The sequence below is a fragment of the Cedecea lapagei genome, from assembly GCF_900635955.1.
Classification (GTDB): domain Bacteria; phylum Pseudomonadota; class Gammaproteobacteria; order Enterobacterales; family Enterobacteriaceae; genus Cedecea; species Cedecea lapagei.
Genome location: NZ_LR134201.1, coordinates 575,717 through 596,758 on the forward strand (window position 1 = coordinate 575,717; position 21,042 = coordinate 596,758).

Genomic DNA, 21,042 nt, shown 5'->3' on the forward strand with positions numbered 1-21,042 from the left:
ACGGCAGAGAATAATGGGGCAGGGAGCGGGGTGCAAGCCCCTCCCGTTTCCGGGAGGAGCTTTTTGTGCTTAGTTGTGTGCGCCGATTTCGCGTAATTTACGGCCTTTCATCAGGTTACGTTCGATGTGCTCCAGAGAGACGTGTTTCGTTTCAGGAATCAGCCACAGCGTCAGGACGATAAAGAGCAGGTTGAGAGCGGCATAGACCCAGAAGGTGTTGGCGTTGCCCAGCGTATTCAGCATGGTGAGGAAGGTAGCGCCGACGATCATATTGGCAATCCAGTTGGTGGCGGTAGAGCAGGTGATGCCGAAATCACGCCCTTTCAGCGGCTGGATTTCGGAACACAGCACCCAAATCAGCGGGCCGGCGCTCATGGCGAAGCCAACGATAAACATCAGCAGCATGGCGATCGCAAAGTACTGCGCGCCCTGAGAATGGATACCGACCTGCAGCATGGTGCCGAGCACGCCCATCCCAACGGCCATGACCAGGAAGCCGAGCACCAGCGTAGGTTTACGTCCCCAGCGGTCGACCAGGCCGATAGCGATGAAGGTGGCCAGCACGTTAATCAGCCCAACGATAACGGTGCCCCACATTTGCTGCGTGGTGTTGGCAAACCCGGCGATTTCAAAGATTTTTGGTGCGTAGTACATGATAACGTTCATGCCGGTGAACTGCTGCATCACCTGCAGTAGCACGCCAAGAAAGACCGCGCGGCGGAAGTTAGAGTTATCTTTAAACAGCGCCCAGCCGCTCTGTTTTATCTTCAGACTTTCGCGGATCTCCTCCAGCTCATTTTTTGCCTCAGCGCTGGTATCACGCAGGCGCAGCAGAACACGCTCAGCATCATGGAAGCGGCGCTTGGCGGCAAACCAGCGCGGGCTGTCCGGCAGGAAAAATACCCCAACCAGCAGCAGCAGGGCGGGAAGGGTAATAACCCCCAGCATCCAGCGCCAGGATCCGGTGTAGCTGAAGGCGGTATCGGAGAGGTAAGCGCCCAGAATACCGATGGTGATCATCAGCTGGTACATGGAGATCATGCTGCCGCGAATTTTCTCCGGCGCGATCTCTGACAGATACAGAGGCGCGGTGTAAGAAGCCACGCCTACAGCCAGTCCCAGCAGGACACGGGAGATAAGCAATACCTCAACGTTTGGCGCAAAGGCCGAGAAAAGGGAGCCGAGGACAAACAGCACGGCACCGATCATCAGGCTGTATTTGCGGCCCAGTTTGAAAGAGAGCCAGCCGCTGCCGACTGCCCCGACGGCAGCACCAAACATCATAGAGCTCACCACCCACTCCTGGGTGTGGGAGGTGATGGCGAAATCTTTAGCGATAAACGGCAGCGCACCGGCAATTACGCCGATATCCAGACCAAACAGCAGGCCGGCGAGCGCGGCCAGGAAACAGACAAAAAACGTCATGCTCTTGTTAGAACGCGCTGATTTTTTATTGTCAGGCATAACGCCCTCCAGATAGTTGTTCGGATTTGACGCCGTTAAGGGTAGGTCAGCGAAGGGCAAAAGTGTGTGATGATAATCACAGTGATGTAATCGTTTACATTAGGATTTTGGATTAAATAGAGGCTGCTAAGCGATAAGACATAGCATCAAGGAGAAATTAAGCCCACATTCTGGTTAAATATCGGCACATTCAGAAGCATTATGTAACAAATGATGCATCATAGGGAGAGACTGCTTAAATAGGGGTAGCAAAGCCAGTTTTGGTGTGTGTAATCGGTTTCATATTGCTGCCAAGGGGCATGAAACGGGGCGGAGCAGGGAAAAATAGCGTGGGGCCAGAAAGCAAAAGGCCAGCATAAGCTGGCCTTTAAAGCACAAAAGCGGTGGCGGGTTATTTCAGGCCAGCGGCTTCGCGCAGCAGCGCTGCCTTGTCGGTTTTTTCCCATGGGAAATGTTCGCGACCAAAGTGACCGTAAGCGGCGGTCTCTTTGTAAATCGGGTGCAGCAGATCCAGCATCTGAATCAGGCCGTATGGACGCAGGTCGAAGAACTCGCGTACCAGCAGGGTCAGCTGTTCGGTAGAGATTTTCTCGGTACCGAAAGTTTCCACCATGATTGAGGTGGGTTCTGCAACGCCGATAGCGTAAGAAACCTGAATTTCACAGCGGTCGGCCAGGCCGGCAGCCACGATGTTTTTCGCAACATAGCGCGCCGCGTAGGCAGCAGAACGGTCAACTTTAGACGGATCTTTACCGGAGAATGCGCCGCCGCCGTGACGAGCCATGCCGCCGTAGGTATCAACGATGATTTTACGCCCGGTCAGGCCGCAGTCACCCATCGGGCCACCGATAACAAAACGGCCGGTTGGGTTGATGTGGTATTTGGTCGACGCGTTCAGCCACTCGCCCGGCAGAACAGGTTTGATGATCTCTTCCATCACCGCTTCCTGCAGGACTTTCAGCTCGACGTCTTCGGAATGCTGAGTAGACAGCACCACCGCATCGATGCCGACGATTTTGCCGTCGTCGTACTGGAAGGTGATCTGGCTTTTTGCATCCGGACGCAGCCACGGCAGAGTACCGTTTTTACGCACTTCAGCCTGACGCTGTACCAGACGGTGAGCGTAGGTGATCGGCGCTGGCATCAGCACGTCGGTTTCGTTAGTTGCGTAGCCAAACATCAGACCCTGGTCGCCCGCACCCTGTTCCAGCGGATCGCTACGGTCAACGCCCTGATTAATGTCCGGGGATTGTTTGCCGATCGCGCTCAGGACGGCGCAGGAGTTGGCATCAAAGCCCATATCTGAATGCACGTAGCCGATTTCACGCACGGTATTACGGGTGATCTCTTCGATATCAACCCAGGCGCTGGTGGTGATCTCGCCGCCAACCAGAACCATGCCGGTTTTCACGTAGGTTTCACAGGCTACGCGCGCTTTCGGATCCTGCTCGAGGATGGCGTCAAGGACGGCGTCGGAGATTTGGTCAGCGATTTTATCAGGATGCCCTTCAGATACAGACTCGGACGTAAAAAGGTGTTTAGCCATATTTTCTTCACCCTAAAAGGATTTATTTAGTTCAGGCTGCTGCTCTACGCCGTAATCACGGCGAGATAGACCAACCCGGGAACTTATTGCCACAGATTGAAAAACAGGCAGTCTAACAGTTAATCAGTATAGATGGATTAACATCTGGACGGCCATTTTAGATTAGACAATCGGCAGATAGCCAGAATTTTTTAGGCTCAGGGCAAGATGTGAGAAATGTTAAGTGGAAAGCGTAGCTGACACTGCTGGCAATTTACGCATTTTTGTTTTGCTTTTTACCCCTGATATGGGTATAAAGCGGCGCGCGCGGCTTAATCAAAAGCACACGATTTGTGTTGCCCACTTCCAGCCGGGTTGAGCAATTATTTAGAGCCTGTCAGCTACAGTGCTCGCAGCTTTGGCTTGTCGCATACATATTCAACGTATGCGTGGAGGTGATACGAGTAATGAACCGCCGTCATTCAACTAACCCGGCACGCCGTCCTGGCGCGCATATGCTCCTCGCAGCCTGCATCTCATGTTTTCAAACTTGCCGATGTTTTACCCCTCTCGGCGCTTCTCAGGATCCCCGGGCCGGCCTGTAATCCGCCGTGGTCACTGAACAAGGGCGCTCTTGTCATACAAGAGTTTTCTCGTGGTTTCGCCGTCCTGTCATACAGGGGTCGGATACGTGTTTTACAATGATATGAAAATGAAACCGGTCGCACAGCCTGACGCTCAGCGTCTTGTGCTGTCAATACGCGCTGTTAATGGGTTGTTATTGCAGGATACCCCTGCGATAGTAGTCAACTGTTTTGCACAATCGACAAAATTTGAGGTTCGCCATGACTGACAAAATTACTTCTGTTTCGGGTTCGTCAGTGGGCGAGCAGGATGTACATCGTTCCATTCAGGAGGTTGCCATGAGCTCCGAGGAAGCCAGTAAGATGCTGCGTACATACAATATTGCCTGGTGGGGCAATAACTATTACGACGTCAACGAACTGGGCCACATCAGCGTTTGTCCGGATCCGGACGTTCCGGAGGCTCGTGTCGATCTCGCCGAGCTGGTTAAAGCTCGTGAAGCTCAGGGCCAGCGCCTGCCCGCGCTGTTCTGCTTCCCGCAGATCCTGCAGCACCGCCTGCGTTCGATTAACGCCGCCTTCAAGCGTGCCCGTGAATCTTACGGCTATAAGGGCGACTACTTCCTGGTTTACCCGATTAAAGTTAACCAGCACCGCCGCGTGATTGAGTCGCTGATCCACTCCGGCGAACCGCTGGGTCTGGAAGCTGGCTCTAAAGCCGAGCTGATGGCCGTGCTGGCGCACGCAGGCATGACCCGCTCCGTTATCGTTTGTAACGGCTATAAAGACCGCGAATACATCCGCCTGGCGCTGATCGGCGAGAAGATGGGCCATAAGGTCTATCTGGTTATCGAGAAGATGTCCGAGATCGGCATCGTGCTGGAAGAAGCCGAGCGCCTGAACGTGGTGCCGCGCCTGGGCGTCCGCGCACGTCTGGCTTCCCAGGGCTCCGGTAAGTGGCAGTCCTCCGGCGGTGAAAAATCTAAATTCGGCCTGGCGGCAAACCAGGTTCTGCAACTGGTGGAAATGCTGCGTGAACGCGGTCGGCTGGACAGTATTCAACTTCTGCACTTCCACCTTGGTTCGCAGATGGCCAATATTCGCGACATCGCGACCGGCGTACGTGAGTCCGCACGTTTTTACGTTGAGCTGCACAAGCTTGGCGTGAATATCCAGTGCTTTGACGTGGGCGGTGGCCTGGGCGTGGACTACGAAGGAACTCGCTCCCAGTCCGACTGTTCAGTGAACTACGGCCTGAATGAGTACGCGAACAACATTATCTGGGCGATTGGCGACGCCTGCGAAGAGAATGGTCTGCCGCACCCGACGGTGATTACCGAATCCGGCCGTGCCGTAACCGCACACCACACCGTGCTGGTTTCCAATATCATCGGCGTTGAGCGTAACGAATACACCGAAGCAACGCCGCCGGCTGATGACGCGCCGCGCGCGCTGCAAAGCATGTGGGAAACCTGGCAGGAAATGCACGAGCCGGGCACGCGTCGTTCGCTGCGCGAGTGGCTGCACGACAGCCAGATGGACCTGCACGATATTCACGTTGGCTACTCCTCCGGTGCCTACAGCCTGCAGGAGCGTGCCTGGGCAGAGCAGCTCTACCTGAACATGTGCCACGACGTGCAGAAACAGCTCGATCCAAGCAACCGTGCGCATCGTCCAATCATCGATGAACTGCAGGAGCGTATGGCGGACAAAATGTACGTCAACTTCTCGCTGTTCCAGTCGATGCCGGATGCGTGGGGGATCGATCAGCTGTTCCCGGTGATGCCGCTGGAAGGGCTGAACCACGCGCCTGAACGCCGTGCCGTGCTGCTGGACATCACCTGTGATTCCGACGGCGCTATCGACCACTACGTGGACGGCGACGGTATCGCAACGACCATGCCAATGCCGGAGTACGATCCTGAGAACCCGCCGATGCTGGGCTTCTTTATGGTTGGCGCGTACCAGGAGATTCTGGGCAACATGCACAACCTGTTCGGGGACACCGAAGCGGTGGACGTCTTCGTCTTCCCTGACGGCTCCGTAGAAGTTGAGCTGTCTGACGAAGGCGATACCGTCGCGGATATGCTGCAGTACGTGCAGCTCGACCCGAACAAACTGTTGACCCAGTTCCGTGACCAGGTGAAGAACACCGGCCTTGACGACGCGCTGCAGCAGCAGTTCCTCGAAGAGTTTGAGTCGGGCCTTTACGGTTACACGTACCTGGAAGACGAGTAGGTAAACCTCCCTCTCCCCGTGGGAGAGGGCATCAGGCAGAATGCTATACTCTCTTGAACCCGTATGAATTAGCGGCGATAATCCGCTCAATAAAAGCAGTACCCCAATCCAATCCCTTCCTCGTCGGGTTTAACGACGCGGAGGGGATTTTTTTTAGGCGTTTTAACCCCAACCGAGAGGTCAGACAATGAGCACCTTAGGCCACAAATACGATAACTCCCTGGTATCTAATGCCTTTGGTTTTTTACGTTTCCCGCTGAACTTCCAGCCGTACGATAGCGATGCGGACTGGGTGATCACCGGCGTTCCGTTTGATGCGGCAACTTCCGGTCGCGCAGGCGGCCGCCACGGCCCGGCAGCGATTCGTCAGGTATCCACCAACCTGGCATGGGAAGGAAACCGTTTCCCGTGGAACTTCGACATGCGCGAGCGTCTGAACGTTGTGGACTGCGGCGACCTGGTATACGCCTTCGGCGATGCGCGCGAGATGAGCGAGAATCTTCAGGCTCACGCCGAGAAGCTGCTGGCTGCCGGCAAGCGTATGCTCTCCTTCGGCGGCGACCACTTCGTCACCCTGCCGCTGCTGCGCGCGCACGCTAAGCATTTCGGTAAAATGGCGCTGGTTCACTTTGATGCCCACACCGACACCTATGCGAACGGCTGTGAGTTCGACCACGGCACCATGTTCTACACCGCGCCAAACGAAGGCCTGATCGATCCAAACCACTCCGTGCAGATCGGCATTCGTACCGAGTTCGACAAAGACAACGGCTTCACCGTACTCGATGCCTGCCAGGTGAACGATCGCGGCGTGGACGATATCATCGCTCAGGTTAAGCAGATCGTGGGTGATATGCCTGTTTACCTGACCTTTGATATCGACTGTCTGGATCCTGCATTTGCGCCGGGTACCGGTACGCCGGTGATTGGCGGTCTGACCTCCGATCGCGCCATTAAGCTGGTGCGCGGCCTGAAAGATCTGAATATTGTAGGGATGGACGTGGTGGAAGTGGCTCCGGCCTACGATCAGTCCGAAATCACCGCGCTGGCCGCGGCGACTCTGGCGCTGGAAATGCTCTATATCCAGGCCGCCAAGAAAGGCGAGTAAGCCTTCGAAAGCCGCCCCATACGGGGCGGTTTTACTTTATTTAATGCCGTCCGCCGCCATGCGGTCGCGGATATGCTGAGCGCGGGCTGTTGAAGCCGGGTGGTCGTCCAGCATTGAGCTTTGACGCCCTTCGTCAAGCTTCGCTAGCTTCTCAAAGCTGGTGGCAAGGCCGATCGGGTTGATACCGCGCTTGCGTAACAGATCGTAAGAGTAGTCGTCAGCTTCAGACTCCTGGCGCTGGGAGAACTGAGCGTTCACCAGTTTTTCACCTAAATCCCCAAGCTGAGATTGCGACAGGTTGCCAATGACGCCGCCTGCGGAAGACGCTGCGACGCGCGCTGCGTTAGCGCCAAGCGCGACCTGCATGCCTTTTTTCACGTGGCCGAGGGCGACGTGACCCATTTCGTGGCCAATCACCGCTTCAACTTCGTTGTCGTCCATCATGTCCATTAGCCCGCTGTAAACGCGGATGCAGCCGTTCGCCATCGCGAAGGCGTTAACGTCTTTGGTGACGTACACCTTGTAGTTGACCGGCAGGCCGTTGATGTTATCGCCCAGCGCGGAGGCGATTTTGTTCAGCCGCTGGGTATAGGGGCTGTCCGCCGGGGCGAGGGTAGCTTTGCTGTCCTGCTGCTTACAGGCATCGTCGCTCAGGGTTTTGACCTGGGCATCGCTTAGGGTGTAGGCCTGGAAGGCTTCGGCTCCGGAGGTCAATAGCCCGTTGGAGTCCATTCCCTGGCAGCCGCTCAGCAGGGCCGCGACGCTCAGGCTTAATAATACAGGGCGCATCTTCATGGCCATTTTCCTTTCTTTATAATAGGTCAAAACAGAATCGGATTTACCGCAGGCGAGGCGGCTCCTCGCTCAGTATAAAGAAGAATAAATAGCCTGCGCATCAGGTTGCGCAACTTGCGAGCGTTATCCAGAGATTTCTTACCCTGTCAACGGCGCGCCGCATGTACATGACCATTCCCCTGGTGTACATTGTTGTCACATTTTCGGGCGTAGCCCATAACGCATCGTAGTCAAGGCGCGACCTTCAACCATCCGATCTGGAGTCAAAATGTCCTCTCGTAAAGAGCTTGCCAATGCTATTCGTGCGCTCAGCATGGACGCAGTACAAAAAGCCAAATCCGGTCACCCGGGTGCCCCTATGGGTATGGCCGACATTGCCGAAGTCCTGTGGCGTGATTTCCTGAACCATAACCCACAGAACCCATCCTGGGCCGACCGCGACCGCTTCGTGCTGTCCAACGGCCACGGTTCTATGCTGATTTACAGCCTGCTGCACCTCAGCGGTTATGACCTGCCGATTGAAGAACTGAAAAACTTCCGTCAGCTGCACTCCAAAACTCCGGGCCACCCGGAAGTGGGCTACACCGCAGGTGTTGAAACCACGACTGGCCCGCTGGGTCAGGGCATCGCCAACGCGGTCGGCATGGCTATCGCAGAGAAAACGCTGGCGGCGCAGTTCAACCGTCCTGGCCACGACATCGTGGACCACTTCACCTATGCCTTTATGGGTGACGGTTGCATGATGGAAGGCATCTCTCACGAGGTTTGCTCTCTGGCCGGTACCCTGAAACTGGGTAAACTGGTTGCGTTCTATGATGACAACGGCATCTCCATCGACGGCCACGTTGAAGGCTGGTTCACCGACGATACCGCGAAACGCTTTGAAGCCTACGGCTGGCACGTAGTGCGCGGCGTAGACGGTCACGACGCGGCGGCTATCAAACGTGCGGTAGAAGAAGCGCGTGCGGTAACCGACAAACCGTCCCTGCTGATGTGCAAAACCATCATCGGCTTCGGTTCCCCGAACAAAGCGGGTACTCACGACTCCCACGGCGCACCGCTGGGTGATGCAGAAATCGCACTGACTCGCGAAGCGCTGGGCTGGAACCACGCTCCGTTCGAGATCCCTTCTGATATCTATGCTCAGTGGGATGCGAAAGAAGCTGGTCAGGCTAAAGAAGCGGCATGGAACGAGAAGTTCGCCGCTTACGCAAAAGCCTTCCCGCAGGAAGCAGCAGAGTTTACTCGCCGTGTGAAAGGCGAAATGCCGGCTGACTTCGATGCGAAAGCAAACGAATTTATCGCTAAGCTGCAGGCTAATCCATCCAAGATTGCCAGCCGTAAAGCGTCTCAGAATGCTATTGAAGCCTTTGGTCCGCTGCTGCCAGAATTCCTGGGCGGTTCCGCTGACCTGGCGCCTTCTAACCTGACTATCTGGTCCGGTTCTAAAGCGATTAACGAAGACACCGCCGGGAACTACATCCACTACGGCGTGCGCGAATTCGGCATGACCGCTATCGCCAACGGTATCTCCCTGCACGGTGGTTTCCTGCCGTACACCTCTACCTTCCTGATGTTCGTAGAGTATGCCCGTAACGCGGTGCGTATGGCTGCGCTGATGAAACAGCGTCAGGTGATGGTTTACACCCACGACTCTATCGGCCTGGGCGAAGACGGCCCGACTCACCAGCCGGTTGAGCAGGTGGCTTCCCTGCGTGTGACCCCGAACATGAGCACCTGGCGCCCATGTGACCAGGTTGAGTCTGCGGTGGCGTGGAAATACGGCGTTGAGCGTCACGACGGCCCGACCGCGCTGATCCTCTCCCGTCAGAACCTGGCGCAGCAGGATCGTACCGAGCAGCAGCTGAAAGACATCGCTCGCGGCGGCTACGTGCTGAAAGACTGTGACGGCCAGCCAGAGCTGATCTTTATCGCGACCGGTTCTGAAGTTGAGCTGGCCGTAGCGGCGTGGGACAAACTGACCGCCGAAGGCGTGAAGGCGCGTGTGGTTTCCATGCCGTCTACCGATGCGTTCGACAAGCAGGATGCTGCTTACCGTGAATCGGTGCTGCCGAAAGCCGTTTCTGCTCGTGTGGCTATCGAAGCCGGTATCGCAGACTACTGGTACAAATATGTTGGCCTGAACGGCGCTATCGTTGGCATGACCACCTTCGGTGAGTCTGCGCCAGCGGAACTGCTGTTCGAAGAGTTTGGTTTCACCGTGGATAACGTAGTGAAACAGGCTAAAGCGATTCTGTAATCTGTCTCGCTAATTAACAGGGTCGCTTCGGCGGCCCTTTTTTATGCCGATTATTCCACTTATCCCCCGTCCGTTATTCCACCACCGCGGCAGTCAGTTGCCGTTATTCCACCAAAACTGTGATGTGCGTCAGAAGTTAAGCCGACCATAATGGGGTATCGTTCCTTTTATTCCCGCTTTCGCTTAACATAGCTGAAGCGTTTCAGTCGAATAAATGTTCGACAAGTAAGCAAACAAGTGCAGTTTCATGAGTGCGAGGATTCCCCTCAGGCGGTTGCTGGATTACTCTGTCAGCCACTTAATCCCAGGGATTCTGGCAGGAGAGATATGACCGTACGCATCGCTATTAATGGCTTCGGTCGCATTGGGCGCAACGTGGTACGTGCTTTGTACGAATCGGGTCGCCGTGCGGAAATTACCGTGGTAGCAATTAACGAACTGGCAGACGCTGCGGGTATCGCGCATCTGTTGAAGTACGATACCAGCCACGGCCGCTTTGCCTGGGATGTGCGCCAGGAGCGCGATGTCCTGTTCGTCGGCGATGACAGCATCCGCCTGCTGCACGAACCTACGATTGAGGCGCTACCGTGGCGCGAGCTGGGCGTTGACATCGTGCTGGACTGTACCGGCGTATTCGGCTCCCGCGCCGACGGTGAAGCTCACCTCGCGGCAGGGGCGAAGAAAGTACTTTTCTCACATCCCGGCGGCAACGATCTCGATGCTACCGTAGTTTATGGCGTTAACCATGAACTGGTCGAAGACAGCCACCGCATCGTCTCCAACGCCTCGTGCACCACAAACTGTATTATTCCGATCATCAAACTGCTGGATGAAGCGTTTGGCATTGAGTCCGGGACGGTGACCACCATCCACTCGGCGATGCACGATCAGCAGGTTATTGACGCCTATCACCCAGATTTACGACGTACCCGCGCGGCGAGTCAGTCGATCATTCCGGTGGATACGCGTCTGGCTGCCGGTATTACGCGTATTTTCCCCCAGTTTAATGACCGTTTTGAGGCCATTGCGGTACGCGTTCCGACGATAAACGTCACGGCAATTGACTTAAGCGTGACGGTCAAGAATTCAGTAAATGCATGTGAAGTCAACCACTTGCTGCAAAAAGCGGCACAGGAAGCATTTCATGGTATAGTTGACTATACGGAATTACCGTTGGTCTCAACTGATTTTAACCACGATCCGCACAGTGCCATCGTCGACGGCACGCAAACGCGGGTCAGTGGACAACATCTGATTAAAACACTGGTCTGGTGTGATAACGAATGGGGCTTTGCCAACAGGATGCTCGATACCACGTTGGTTATGGCTCAATGGATTTCAGGTAAGGCGCACGTTGCGTCTGCAAAACTTTAAGCATCAACGAGAGGATTCACCATGTCTGTAATTAAGATGACCGATCTGGATCTGGCGGGCAAACGCGTTTTCATCCGTGCCGATCTGAACGTGCCGGTTAAAGACGGAAAAGTCACCAGCGACGCACGTATTCGTGCTTCTCTGCCGACCATTGAGCTGGCTCTCAAGCAGGGCGCTAAAGTGATGGTGACTTCTCACCTGGGTCGTCCGACCGAAGGCGAGTACAACGAAGAATTCTCTCTGCTGCCGGTTGTTAACTACCTGAAAGAAAAGCTGTCTAACCCGGTTCGTCTGGTAAAAGATTACCTGGACGGCGTAGACGTTGCTGCAGGTGAACTGGTTGTTCTGGAAAACGTTCGCTTCAATAAAGGCGAGAAAAAAGACGACGAAGCGCTGTCCAAAAAATACGCTGCGCTGTGCGACGTATTCGTCATGGATGCATTCGGTACTGCTCACCGTGCTCAGGCTTCCACTCACGGTATCGCTAAATTTGCTGATGTTGCCTGCGCAGGCCCGCTGCTGGCAGATGAACTCGAAGCGCTGGGTAAAGCCCTGAAAGAACCTGCTCGCCCAATGGTAGCTATCGTTGGCGGCTCCAAAGTGTCTACCAAACTGACCGTGCTGGACTCCCTGTCCAAAATTGCTGACCAGCTGATCGTTGGCGGCGGTATTGCGAACACCTTCGTTGCCGCTCAGGGCCACAACGTGGGTAAATCCCTGTACGAAGCAGACCTGGTTGATACTGCAAAAGAGCTGCTGACCCGCTGCGATATCCCGGTGCCAACCGACGTTCGTGTGGCTACTGAGTTCTCCGAAACTGCCCCTGCAACCCTGAAGTCCGTTAACGACATCAAAGATGAAGAGCAGATTCTGGATATGGGCGACGTTTCCGCTGAGAAACTGGCCGTGATCCTGAAAAACGCGAAAACCATCCTGTGGAACGGCCCGGTTGGCGTGTTCGAATTCCCTAACTTCCGTAAAGGGACCGAAATCGTTGCTCGTGCTATCGCCGACAGCGAAGCCTTCTCCATCGCCGGCGGCGGCGACACCCTGGCGGCTATCGACCTGTTCGGTATCGCAGACAAAATTTCCTATATCTCCACCGGCGGCGGCGCATTCCTTGAGTTCGTGGAAGGCAAAGTCCTGCCTGCAGTAGCCATGCTCGAAGAGCGCGCTAAGAAGTAATTCCTACGGGCAGGGTATCCTGCCCGTTGATTTATTGCCGCCCGGCAAGACTCAGGACGGTAATTCGATTTTTCAAAGGCCTACAGGACACATCAACATGTCTAAAATTTTTGATTTCGTAAAACCAGGTGTTGTAACTGGCGACGACGTACAGAAAATCTTCCAGGTAGCAAAAGAGAACAACTTTGCTCTGCCAGCCGTTAACTGCGTCGGTACCGACTCTATTAACGCCGTACTGGAAACCGCCGCGAAAGTTAAATCTCCGGTTATCGTTCAGTTCTCTAACGGCGGTGCCGCCTTCATCGCGGGTAAAGGCGTGAAAACTGATGTTCCTCAGGGTGCTGCTATCCTGGGCGCAATCTCTGGCGCACACCACGTTCACCAGATGGCTGAACACTACGGCGTGCCGGTTATCCTGCACACCGACCACTGCGCTAAGAAACTGCTGCCGTGGATCGATGGCCTGCTGGATGCGGGTGAAAAACACTTTGCCGCTACCGGTAAACCACTGTTCTCTTCCCACATGATTGACCTGTCCGAAGAGTCTCTGGAAGAAAACATTGAAATCAGCTCCAAATACCTGGCTCGTATGTCCAAACTGGGCATGACCCTGGAAATTGAACTGGGCTGCACCGGCGGTGAAGAAGACGGCGTGGACAACAGCCACATGGACGCTTCTGCTCTGTACACCCAGCCAGAAGACGTTGATTACGCTTACACCGAGCTGAGCAAAATCAGCCCACGTTTCACCATTGCGGCTTCCTTCGGTAACGTACACGGCGTGTACAAGCCAGGTAACGTAGTGCTGACCCCAACCATCCTGCGCGACTCTCAGGAATACGTTTCTAAGAAACACAACCTGCCGCACAACAGCCTGAACTTCGTCTTCCACGGAGGCTCCGGTTCTTCCGCTCAGGAAATCAAAGACTCCGTAAGCTACGGCGTGATCAAAATGAACATCGATACCGACACCCAATGGGCAACCTGGGACGGTATCCTGCAGTACTACAAAGAAAACGAAGCTTACCTGCAGGGTCAACTGGGTAACCCGAAAGGCGCTGACCAGCCGAACAAAAAATACTACGATCCACGCGTCTGGCTGCGCGCAGCACAGACTTCTATGATCGTTCGCCTGGAGCAGGCATTCAAAGAGCTGAACGCGGTAGACGTTCTGTAATTTGAGATTTTGCCGTGCCTGACTGAGCCCGCCATGAGCGGGCTTTTTTACGTCGGAAAAGCCTCAATTTTGTGATCTACTTGGCATAAATGTCGGTTTTTGTTTACCCTTTGCATCTGGACTACGCTTTCAGGACGTAGAATTTTTTGCCCTGCGGGCAACTCTCTGACAAGGAAAAGTAAATGGAAGATCTCAACGTTGTAGACAGTATTCATAATGCCGGAGGCTGGCTGGTGCGTAACCAGGAGCTGCTGCTGAGCTACGCGGTGAACATCGTCGCCGCCGTGGCCATTCTTATTGTCGGGATGATCATCGCCCGCCTGATCTCCGGGGCGGTAAACCGCCTGATGCTGGCCCGCAGCATCGACAGCACCGTGGCTGACTTTCTCTCTGCGCTGGTGCGCTACGGTATTATTGCCTTCACGCTGATTGCCGCGTTAAGCCGCGTTGGCGTGCAGACTGCCTCCGTAATTGCCGTGCTGGGTGCCGCCGGTTTAGCCGTAGGTCTGGCGCTGCAGGGCTCTCTGTCCAACCTCGCGGCTGGCGTCCTGCTGGTGACCTTCCGTCCTTTCCGTACCGGTGAATATGTTGATCTGGGCGGCATTGCCGGTACCGTGCTTAACGTGCAAATCTTCTCCACCACGCTGCGCACCGTTGACGGCAAAATCGTGGTTGTGCCGAACGGTAAAATCATCGCGGGCAATATTATTAACTTCTCCCGTGAGCCTGCGCGCCGCAATGAGTTTATTATCGGCGTAGCCTACGATGCGGATATCGATCGGGTAAAAGAGATCCTGACTGAAATCATCACCAGCGATGAGCGCGTCCTGAAAGATCGCGACATCACCGTTCGCCTTAACGAGCTTGGTCCTTCTTCCGTGAACTTTGTGGTGCGTGCATGGAGCAAAAGCGGCGATCTGCAAAACGTTTACTGGGATGTACTGGAGCGTATTAAGAAAGCGCTCGATGCAAACGGCATCGGCATTCCTTACCCGCAAATGGACGTTCACGTCCGTCAGATCAAAGAGTCTGACAACGCATAATTCCCGGGGCCGGCTTTTGCTGGCCCTTCTTTTATTGATCGTCATTAGTTATTCTTATTAGTGATTAATATTATCAATTTCCTCTAATAATCCAGGCGCATTACACTCACGCTCTATGATCAATATTTGAAGGGTGTGCAGCGTGTTATCTTATTATTTTCAGGGTATTGCATTAGGGGCCGCGTTAATTCTCCCGCTAGGGCCGCAAAATGCTTTTGTCATGAATCAGGGGATCCGTCGTCAGTATCATCTGATGATTGCCACGCTGTGTGCGCTGAGTGACATCCTGCTTATTTGCGGTGGGATTTTTGGCGGCAGCGCAATCCTGATGCAGTCCCCCTGGCTGCTGGCGCTGGTCACCTGGGGCGGCGTTGCGTTTTTACTGTGGTACGGTTGGGGCGCTTTACGCGCGGCGATGAGCAGTAATCTGGAACTTGCCTCGGCCGAAGTGCTGAAGCAGGGGCGCTGGAGGATTGTCGTTACCGTGCTGGCGGTCACCTGGCTCAACCCGCACGTTTATCTGGATACTTTTGTGGTGCTCGGTAGCCTGGGCGGACAGCTCGAGGATGAAGCGAAGCGCTGGTTTGCTTTGGGCACCATCAGCGCCTCTGTTCTCTGGTTTTACGGGCTGGCTCTTCTTGCCGCCTGGCTTGCTCCGCGGCTGCGTACGGCGAAAGCCCAGCGCATGATTAACGGCGTGGTCGGCGTTGTGATGTGGTTTATCGCGGCCCAGCTGGCCCTGGATGGCGTGCAGCATATCGCGGCGCTCGTGCGCTAATTCGCCATAATCCGATAGACAAGTTTCCATTACACGCTAAGCTTGCTGGCAGACGCCGGGAGTTTTTTTGAAAGGCGTAATCACAGTGGAACGTAGCACGGAGGAGTTACAGTGAAGTTTAAAATTTTAGCATTAGCCGCGTTAATGGGATTAGGTTCTGTTTCTGTGCAGGCAGGTGAGTTGCCGAACGGGCCGCACGTGGTCACCTCCGGGACAGCCAGCGTGGATGCCGTACCTGATATCGCTACCCTCGCTATCGAAGTTAACGTATCCGCTAAGGATGCGGCCTCCGCCAAAAAACAGGCTGACGATCGCGTGGCGGAGTATCTGACCTTCCTGCAGAAAAATGGCGTTGAGAAAAAGGACATCAATGCTGCCAACCTGCGCACGCAGCCGGAATATGATTACCTGAAAGACGGTAAAACCCAGTTGAAGGGCTACCGTGCAGTACGCCAGGTTGAAGTGACTCTGCGCAAGCTGGATAAAATGAACGAACTCCTTGATGGCGCGCTGAAATCTGGCCTCAACGAAATCCGTTCCGTGTCGCTGGGCGTTGCGCATCCTGAAGAGTACAAGGATAAAGCACGCAAAGAGGCGATTAACGACGCAACTCGTCAGGCGAAGCTGCTGGCCGAAGGCTTTAACAGCAAGCTGGGACCGGTATACAGCGTGCGGTACCACGTTTCTAACTACCAGCCAGCGCCGATGGTTCGCATGATGAAAGCGGACGCGGCTGCACCTGCTTCCGCTCAGGACACCTACGATCAGCAGACTATCCAGTTTGACGATCAGGTTGATGTCGTGTTTGAGCTGCAGGGCGCTCAGGCTCCGGCGGCTCCTGCTCAGTAACTGCTGATCTGCACCTTAACCCTCGCCGTTTGCGGCGGGGGTTAGTCTAAACGTTATTCCGTATCCTGCCTCAATACCCTGTGTCCGTATTCGAGCAAGGCATCCGTGACGTTACGCATCATGCGGCTTTCAGGCGCAAAACGATGCCAGTAAAGCATGCGTCGCTGTAGCAGGCCCGGCGTCAGGTCGATTAATTCCCCGCTATTTAACTCGCGCTCGATTTGCAGGTGCGGGATCATACAGCAGGTTGTGCCCTGTCTGGCCAACTGGACGAAGGCTTCGGAAGAGTTAACGATATGGCAGGGGACGCTGCCCGGCGACAGGTCGAAGTTCTGCTGCAAAAAGGCCTGATGCATGTCATCGAGATGGTCGAAGGCAACCGCTGGCGCTTTGAGCAGAGCCGAACGCGTAACGCCGTTGGGAAAATAGCGCTCGGCAAACTCTTTTGAACCCACAAAAAGGTAGTCCAGCGCGCCCAGGCGATCCACGAGGCAACTGGGCAGCGGCTGAGGCTGTATAGAGACTGCGCCCACCACTTCACCCCGGCGCAGACGTTCCTGGGTTCGGGTTTCATCTTCCACCTGGAGATTGAGGCGAATAGGCGAGTCAACTAATACCGGCGCCAAAGCCGGCAGCAGCCAGGTTGCCAGGCTATCGGCGTTGACCGCAAGCGAGAGCAGCAGCGGCGTGGAGCCGGTTTGCTCGTCGCCCAGCCACTCTTCTTCCAGCAGCTCTACCTGGCGTAAAAGCGCCAGCAGCTTTTGACCCTGCTCGGTAGGGCGAGGCGGTACGGTGCGCACCAACAATGGCTGGCCGAACATCGTTTCCAGTTGCTTAATACGTTGTGATACCGCCGACTGAGTAATGCACAGCTTCTGCGCCGCGCGCTCAAATCCTCGTTCACGAATTACCGCATCCAGCGCCTGCAGCGTTCTGTAGTCCGGGCGTTTCATTGTTGTTCATTTGCTCCTGATCTCTTTGTGCAGCCACTATGACATAAATTTGCCGTTGATTCAGACCAAATCGGCAAACGGCTATGGCTTTGAACGTGATGACGTCGGCATTGCGGTAATCCCGGGGACATTTTTTCAGCTCATGCTCTATAATGCGCGTCAGTTTCCACATCACAGGCATAAAATTATGACGCAGGATGAACTGAAAAAAGCAGTCGGATGGGCAGCGCTCCAGTACGTGCAGCCGGGGACCATTGTCGGCGTTGGCACCGGCTCAACGGCCGCGCACTTCATTGATGCTCTGGGTACCATTAAACACCAGATTGAAGGCGCTGTTTCCAGCTCCGACGCTTCCACCGCGAAACTGAAAAGCCTTGGAATTACCGTTTTCGATCTTAATGAGGTGGACTCATTAGGCGTTTATGTCGACGGTGCCGATGAGATCAACAACCAGATGCAGATGATTAAAGGCGGCGGCGCAGCGCTGACCCGCGAGAAGATTATCGCCTCGGTGGCTGAGAAGTTTGTCTGCATCGCGGACTCCTCCAAGCAGGTCGATATTCTTGGCAATTTCCCGCTGCCGGTTGAAGTGATCCCGATGGCGCGCAGCGCCGTAGCGCGTGAGCTGGTGAAGCTGGGCGGTCGCCCGGAGTATCGTCAGGGTGTGGTTACTGACAACGGCAATATCATTCTGGATGTGCATGGCCTGAGCATCATGGAGCCGATGAAGCTGGAAAATACCATCAACGGTATTCCTGGCGTGGTGACCGTGGGGCTGTTTGCGAACCGAGGCGCGGATGTGGCGCTGATTGGGACCGCAGAAGGCGTCAAAACTATCGTGAAATGATCTGACCGGGGCGCCCTCTGCGCCCCAAAAATCCGTATAAAAAATGACAAATTATTTTAACGGCATATTTGGTGACATATATCACATTTTGGTAACGGTCCTGTGATTCATTCCTGGTTATTCCGTACTCCCAGCATTTTATTCTGACTCCTGCCGCCTTATTCCCTTTCGACGAGACGCTGACGCAATCGTTCATATTGCCCCAAACGTAGATTTTGATATTTTGACAGAAGGGTAACTTATAGGCGGTGGCGCATCATCGCCCAGAAATGAACACAACAGCACTGAAATAGGGTCGGGGAAATGGCAAAAGTATCACTGGATAAAGACAGAATTAAATTCCTGCTAGTCGAAGGCGTGCACCAAAAGGCGGTGGATAATCTTCGCGCGGCGGGATACACCAACATTGAATTCCATAAAGGCGCGCTGGATTCCGAAGCGCTTAAAGAGTCGATCCGTGATGCTCACTTTATTGGCCTGCGTTCCCGCACCCATTTGACCGAAGAGATCTTTGCTGCGGCTGAGAAGCTGGTGGCGGTTGGCTGTTTCTGTATTGGGACAAACCAGGTTGACCTGGATGCCGCCGCGAAGCGTGGGATCCCGGTATTCAACGCGCCATTCTCTAACACCCGTTCCGTTGCTGAGCTGGTCATTGGCGAGCTGCTGCTGCTGCTGCGCGGGATCCCTGAGGCTAACGCGAAAGCGCACCGTGGCGTGTGGAACAAGCTGGCCGTGGGGTCTTATGAAGCCCGCGGTAAAAAACTCGGCATTATCGGTTACGGCCACATCGGCACGCAGCTAGGGATTCTGGCTGAATCTCTGGGGATGCATGTTTATTTCTACGACATCGAGAACAAGCTGCCGCTGGGCAACGCCACTCAGGTTCAGCATCTCTCCGACCTGCTGAATATGAGCGATGTGGTGAGCCTGCACGTGCCGGAAAATGCCTCAACTAAAAACATGATTGGCGCTAACGAGCTGGCGCTGATGAAGCCTGGTTCTCTGCTGATCAACGCCTCTCGCGGCACGGTAGTGGATATTCCAGCGCTGTGCGGCGCGCTTTCCAGCAAACATCTGTCTGGTGCGGCTATCGACGTCTTCCCGACCGAGCCTGCAACCAACAGCGATCCGTTTAACTCGCCGCTGTGTGAGTTCGACAACGTGATCCTGACGCCGCACATCGGCGGCTCAACTCAGGAAGCACAGGAAAATATCGGTCTGGAAGTGGCGGGTAAACTGGCGAAGTACTCTGATAACGGCTCTACGCTGTCAGCGGTTAACTTCCCGGAGGTTTCTCTGCCGCTGCACGGCGGCACGACCAGCCGCCTGCTGCACATTCATGAAAATCGTCCGGGGATCCTGACGGCGCTTAACCAGATCTTCGCCGAGCAGGGCATCAACATTGCTGCCCAGTTCCTGCAGACTACGCCGCACATGGGCTATGTCGTTATTGATATTGATGCAGCGGAAGATGTTGCGGAGAAAGCGCTGAAATCAATGAAAGCGATTCCGGGCACTATTCGCGCCCGCCTGCTGTACTGATAGACCTTGTGGCCTCTTCCTCTGATGGGGAAGGGGCTTTACCACTGCCAGAGGCGCGACGGCGTCACCACGGCAGGCAAAGGGATATCCCACTGTTCAACCGGTAATTCATCCACCTGCTGGCAATCATGCGCCAGGCCAACCGGGTAGAGCCCGTGCTGCTGCCAGTGCTGTAGCGTCCTGTCGTAGAATCCTCCGCCCATCCCCAGACGCTGTCCCTTTGCATCAAAGGCCACCAGCGGGGTAATCAACACATCCAGCTTGTTCAGCGGCAGCACGTCGCGAACGTCCAGCTCAGGCTCAAGAATTTTCAGACGATTGGTGACCAGCCTGCTCGTCGGCGTATAGCGCAGAAACAACAGGTTGCCCGGGCTGAAGGGATGAAGCACAGGAAGGTAGACCTCTTTTCCCGCCTGCCACAATCCTTCAATCAGCGGCGTGGTATTCAGCTCACCGTCGAAGGAGAGAAACAGCGCCACGGTTTGCGCGTGAATAACCGGCTCAAACACCAGCATGCGTTCAGCGGCCTGTTGGGCAAAAGTGTGTTGTTCAGCGGGAGTAAGCGACCGGCGTCGCTGCCGGATTGTCTGGCGTATGTCCTGACGAAGCGTTGAGGTTAACGGTTTACGCGTCATGATGGCCGGGTAGTAAAAAGGGAATCTCCGAGATGCCGCCGCAGGCTGTAACCCTTGAACCCTTGGTTCAAGGTGAGTGTGTCGTCATGGTTTTCAGGCTTCTCGGACGAACCGAGCATGCTCACCAACCGCGGAGCGCCACACTCTTGTGGTATGAAATATCGGCTCAGGGGACTGGCCCGCTTGCAAACATCTCAGAGAAATTTTGTCTTCGAAGTTACTCTACCATAGTCAACTGCGAAGTGTTATTCAAACTTTGGACCCTGTCGGTCTGCAATGCGACCTTGCTCAAGCAATGCTTGTTCGATGGTCTGCTGTAGCATCCGAATACGCTCTTCCATATTGGCGGCGTAGTCACGGGTTTTCGACTTTTCCTGAGCCAGCTCGTAGCAAATGTTCAGTGCTGCGATAAAGACCAGCTGCTCGGTATTTGTGACTCTAGTGCGAACTTTTAAATCTTGCAACCGCTGATTCAGCTCTTCCGCAGCCTGATTCAGCGCATCCTGTTGTTCAGGCGGACAATTCACGCGCAATGAACGACCGAAAATTTGAATATCGACTGGTTGTGCAGACATGCCACCTTCCTGCTGTTTACTCGCCTGCCTTAACGCTACCGACCCCGGTAACGGAAGGGGCGCCACTATAGCTATCCCGATATTAAGATACAAGCCCTTTTCTGGTATCT

At 54.9% G+C, this 21,042-nt stretch carries 19 protein-coding genes and 1 other RNA gene; 13 read left to right on the top strand and 7 right to left on the bottom strand.

The window, feature by feature from the left end:
- Positions 1-69: 69 nt before the first annotated feature.
- Together EL098_RS02955 and metK are read right to left on the bottom strand one after the other, a co-directional pair.
- Positions 70-1,464 carry a sugar porter family MFS transporter gene (locus EL098_RS02955; protein ID WP_126354627.1) on the bottom strand — a complete coding sequence of 465 codons (1,395 nt, stop codon included), beginning with the start codon at positions 1,462-1,464 and terminating at the stop codon, positions 70-72.
- A gap of 391 nt (positions 1,465-1,855) precedes the next feature.
- Positions 1,856-3,010, bottom strand: a complete 1,155-nt coding sequence (gene metK / locus EL098_RS02960; RefSeq protein ID WP_126354629.1) for a methionine adenosyltransferase — start codon at positions 3,008-3,010, stop codon at positions 1,856-1,858.
- Between the two features lie 494 nt (positions 3,011-3,504).
- Between metK and EL098_RS23845 the strand changes: the two genes are divergently transcribed.
- The 4 genes from EL098_RS23845 to speB all read left to right on the top strand — a co-directional run bounded on the left by EL098_RS23845 (position 3,505) and on the right by speB (position 6,919).
- Complete coding sequence (locus EL098_RS23845; protein ID WP_456297835.1) at positions 3,505-3,594, top strand: hypothetical protein; 90 nt, start codon at positions 3,505-3,507, stop codon at positions 3,592-3,594.
- Between the two features lie 107 nt (positions 3,595-3,701).
- Positions 3,702-3,842 (top strand): acid stress response protein YqgB, encoded by a 141-nt coding sequence (yqgB, locus tag EL098_RS02975; RefSeq protein WP_408609119.1) that lies wholly within the window; start codon positions 3,702-3,704, stop codon positions 3,840-3,842.
- Positions 3,835-5,811: a biosynthetic arginine decarboxylase gene (speA, locus tag EL098_RS02980; protein WP_126354635.1), complete on the top strand. Its 1,977-nt coding sequence runs from the start codon at positions 3,835-3,837 to the stop codon at positions 5,809-5,811. Before yqgB ends, speA begins: the two co-directional genes overlap by 8 nt.
- 187 nt (positions 5,812-5,998) lie before the next feature.
- Positions 5,999-6,919: an agmatinase gene (gene speB, locus EL098_RS02985; RefSeq protein WP_126354637.1), complete on the top strand. Its 921-nt coding sequence runs from the start codon at positions 5,999-6,001 to the stop codon at positions 6,917-6,919.
- Between the two features lie 36 nt (positions 6,920-6,955).
- On the opposite strand, the gene loiP is transcribed toward speB, so the two are convergent.
- A complete protein-coding gene (loiP, locus tag EL098_RS02990) occupies positions 6,956-7,714 on the bottom strand; it encodes a metalloprotease LoiP (RefSeq protein WP_126354639.1) in 759 nt (252 codons plus the stop codon).
- A 268-nt stretch (positions 7,715-7,982) separates the two neighbouring features.
- Here loiP and tkt point away from each other — a divergent pair, with 268 nt between their 5' ends.
- From tkt to EL098_RS03025, 7 genes are all read left to right on the top strand, one after another.
- Positions 7,983-9,974, top strand: a complete 1,992-nt coding sequence (gene tkt / locus EL098_RS02995) for a transketolase (RefSeq protein ID WP_126354641.1) — start codon at positions 7,983-7,985, stop codon at positions 9,972-9,974.
- A gap of 327 nt (positions 9,975-10,301) precedes the next feature.
- Entirely contained in the window at positions 10,302-11,348 is a 1,047-nt protein-coding gene (gene epd, locus EL098_RS03000) for an erythrose-4-phosphate dehydrogenase (protein WP_126354643.1), read from the top strand.
- 21 nt (positions 11,349-11,369) lie between these two features.
- Positions 11,370-12,533, top strand: coding sequence for a phosphoglycerate kinase (pgk, locus tag EL098_RS03005; RefSeq protein WP_126354645.1), 1,164 nt, complete (start codon positions 11,370-11,372; stop codon positions 12,531-12,533).
- 97 nt (positions 12,534-12,630) lie between these two features.
- Positions 12,631-13,710: a class II fructose-bisphosphate aldolase gene (gene fbaA / locus EL098_RS03010; RefSeq protein ID WP_085542353.1), complete on the top strand. Its 1,080-nt coding sequence runs from the start codon at positions 12,631-12,633 to the stop codon at positions 13,708-13,710.
- A gap of 182 nt (positions 13,711-13,892) precedes the next feature.
- The gene (locus EL098_RS03015) at positions 13,893-14,753 is read left to right on the top strand and encodes a small-conductance mechanosensitive channel MscS (protein ID WP_126354647.1); all 861 of its coding nucleotides are present in this window, start codon (positions 13,893-13,895) and stop codon (positions 14,751-14,753) included.
- Between the two features lie 142 nt (positions 14,754-14,895).
- Positions 14,896-15,531 (top strand): arginine exporter ArgO, encoded by a 636-nt coding sequence (gene argO / locus EL098_RS03020; protein WP_126354649.1) that lies wholly within the window; start codon positions 14,896-14,898, stop codon positions 15,529-15,531.
- Between the two features lie 111 nt (positions 15,532-15,642).
- On the top strand, positions 15,643-16,380 hold the full coding sequence (locus EL098_RS03025) for an oxidative stress defense protein (RefSeq protein ID WP_126354651.1): 738 nt from the start codon (positions 15,643-15,645) through the stop codon (positions 16,378-16,380).
- A gap of 53 nt (positions 16,381-16,433) precedes the next feature.
- Here the strand turns inward: EL098_RS03025 and argP are convergent, their stop codons facing one another.
- Positions 16,434-17,333 carry a DNA-binding transcriptional regulator ArgP gene (argP, locus tag EL098_RS03030; RefSeq protein ID WP_126354653.1) on the bottom strand — a complete coding sequence of 300 codons (900 nt, stop codon included), beginning with the start codon at positions 17,331-17,333 and terminating at the stop codon, positions 16,434-16,436.
- 187 nt (positions 17,334-17,520) lie between these two features.
- Here argP and rpiA point away from each other — a divergent pair, with 187 nt between their 5' ends.
- Both rpiA and serA read left to right on the top strand, forming a co-directional pair.
- Positions 17,521-18,180, top strand: coding sequence for a ribose-5-phosphate isomerase RpiA (gene rpiA, locus EL098_RS03035; RefSeq protein WP_126354655.1), 660 nt, complete (start codon positions 17,521-17,523; stop codon positions 18,178-18,180).
- Positions 18,181-18,483: 303 nt separating this feature from the next.
- On the top strand, positions 18,484-19,722 hold the full coding sequence (gene serA / locus EL098_RS03040) for a phosphoglycerate dehydrogenase (RefSeq protein ID WP_126354657.1): 1,239 nt from the start codon (positions 18,484-18,486) through the stop codon (positions 19,720-19,722).
- 38 nt (positions 19,723-19,760) lie between these two features.
- Here serA and EL098_RS03045 read toward each other — a convergent pair whose 3' ends face one another.
- From EL098_RS03045 to zapA, 3 genes are all read right to left on the bottom strand, one after another.
- Positions 19,761-20,357 (bottom strand): 5-formyltetrahydrofolate cyclo-ligase, encoded by a 597-nt coding sequence (locus EL098_RS03045; RefSeq protein WP_126354659.1) that lies wholly within the window; start codon positions 20,355-20,357, stop codon positions 19,761-19,763.
- A gap of 20 nt (positions 20,358-20,377) precedes the next feature.
- Positions 20,378-20,561: non-coding RNA, 6S RNA (ssrS, locus tag EL098_RS03050), on the bottom strand.
- Between the two features lie 41 nt (positions 20,562-20,602).
- A complete protein-coding gene (gene zapA / locus EL098_RS03055) occupies positions 20,603-20,932 on the bottom strand; it encodes a cell division protein ZapA (protein WP_008461599.1) in 330 nt (109 codons plus the stop codon).
- Between the last annotated feature and the right edge of the window lie 110 nt (positions 20,933-21,042).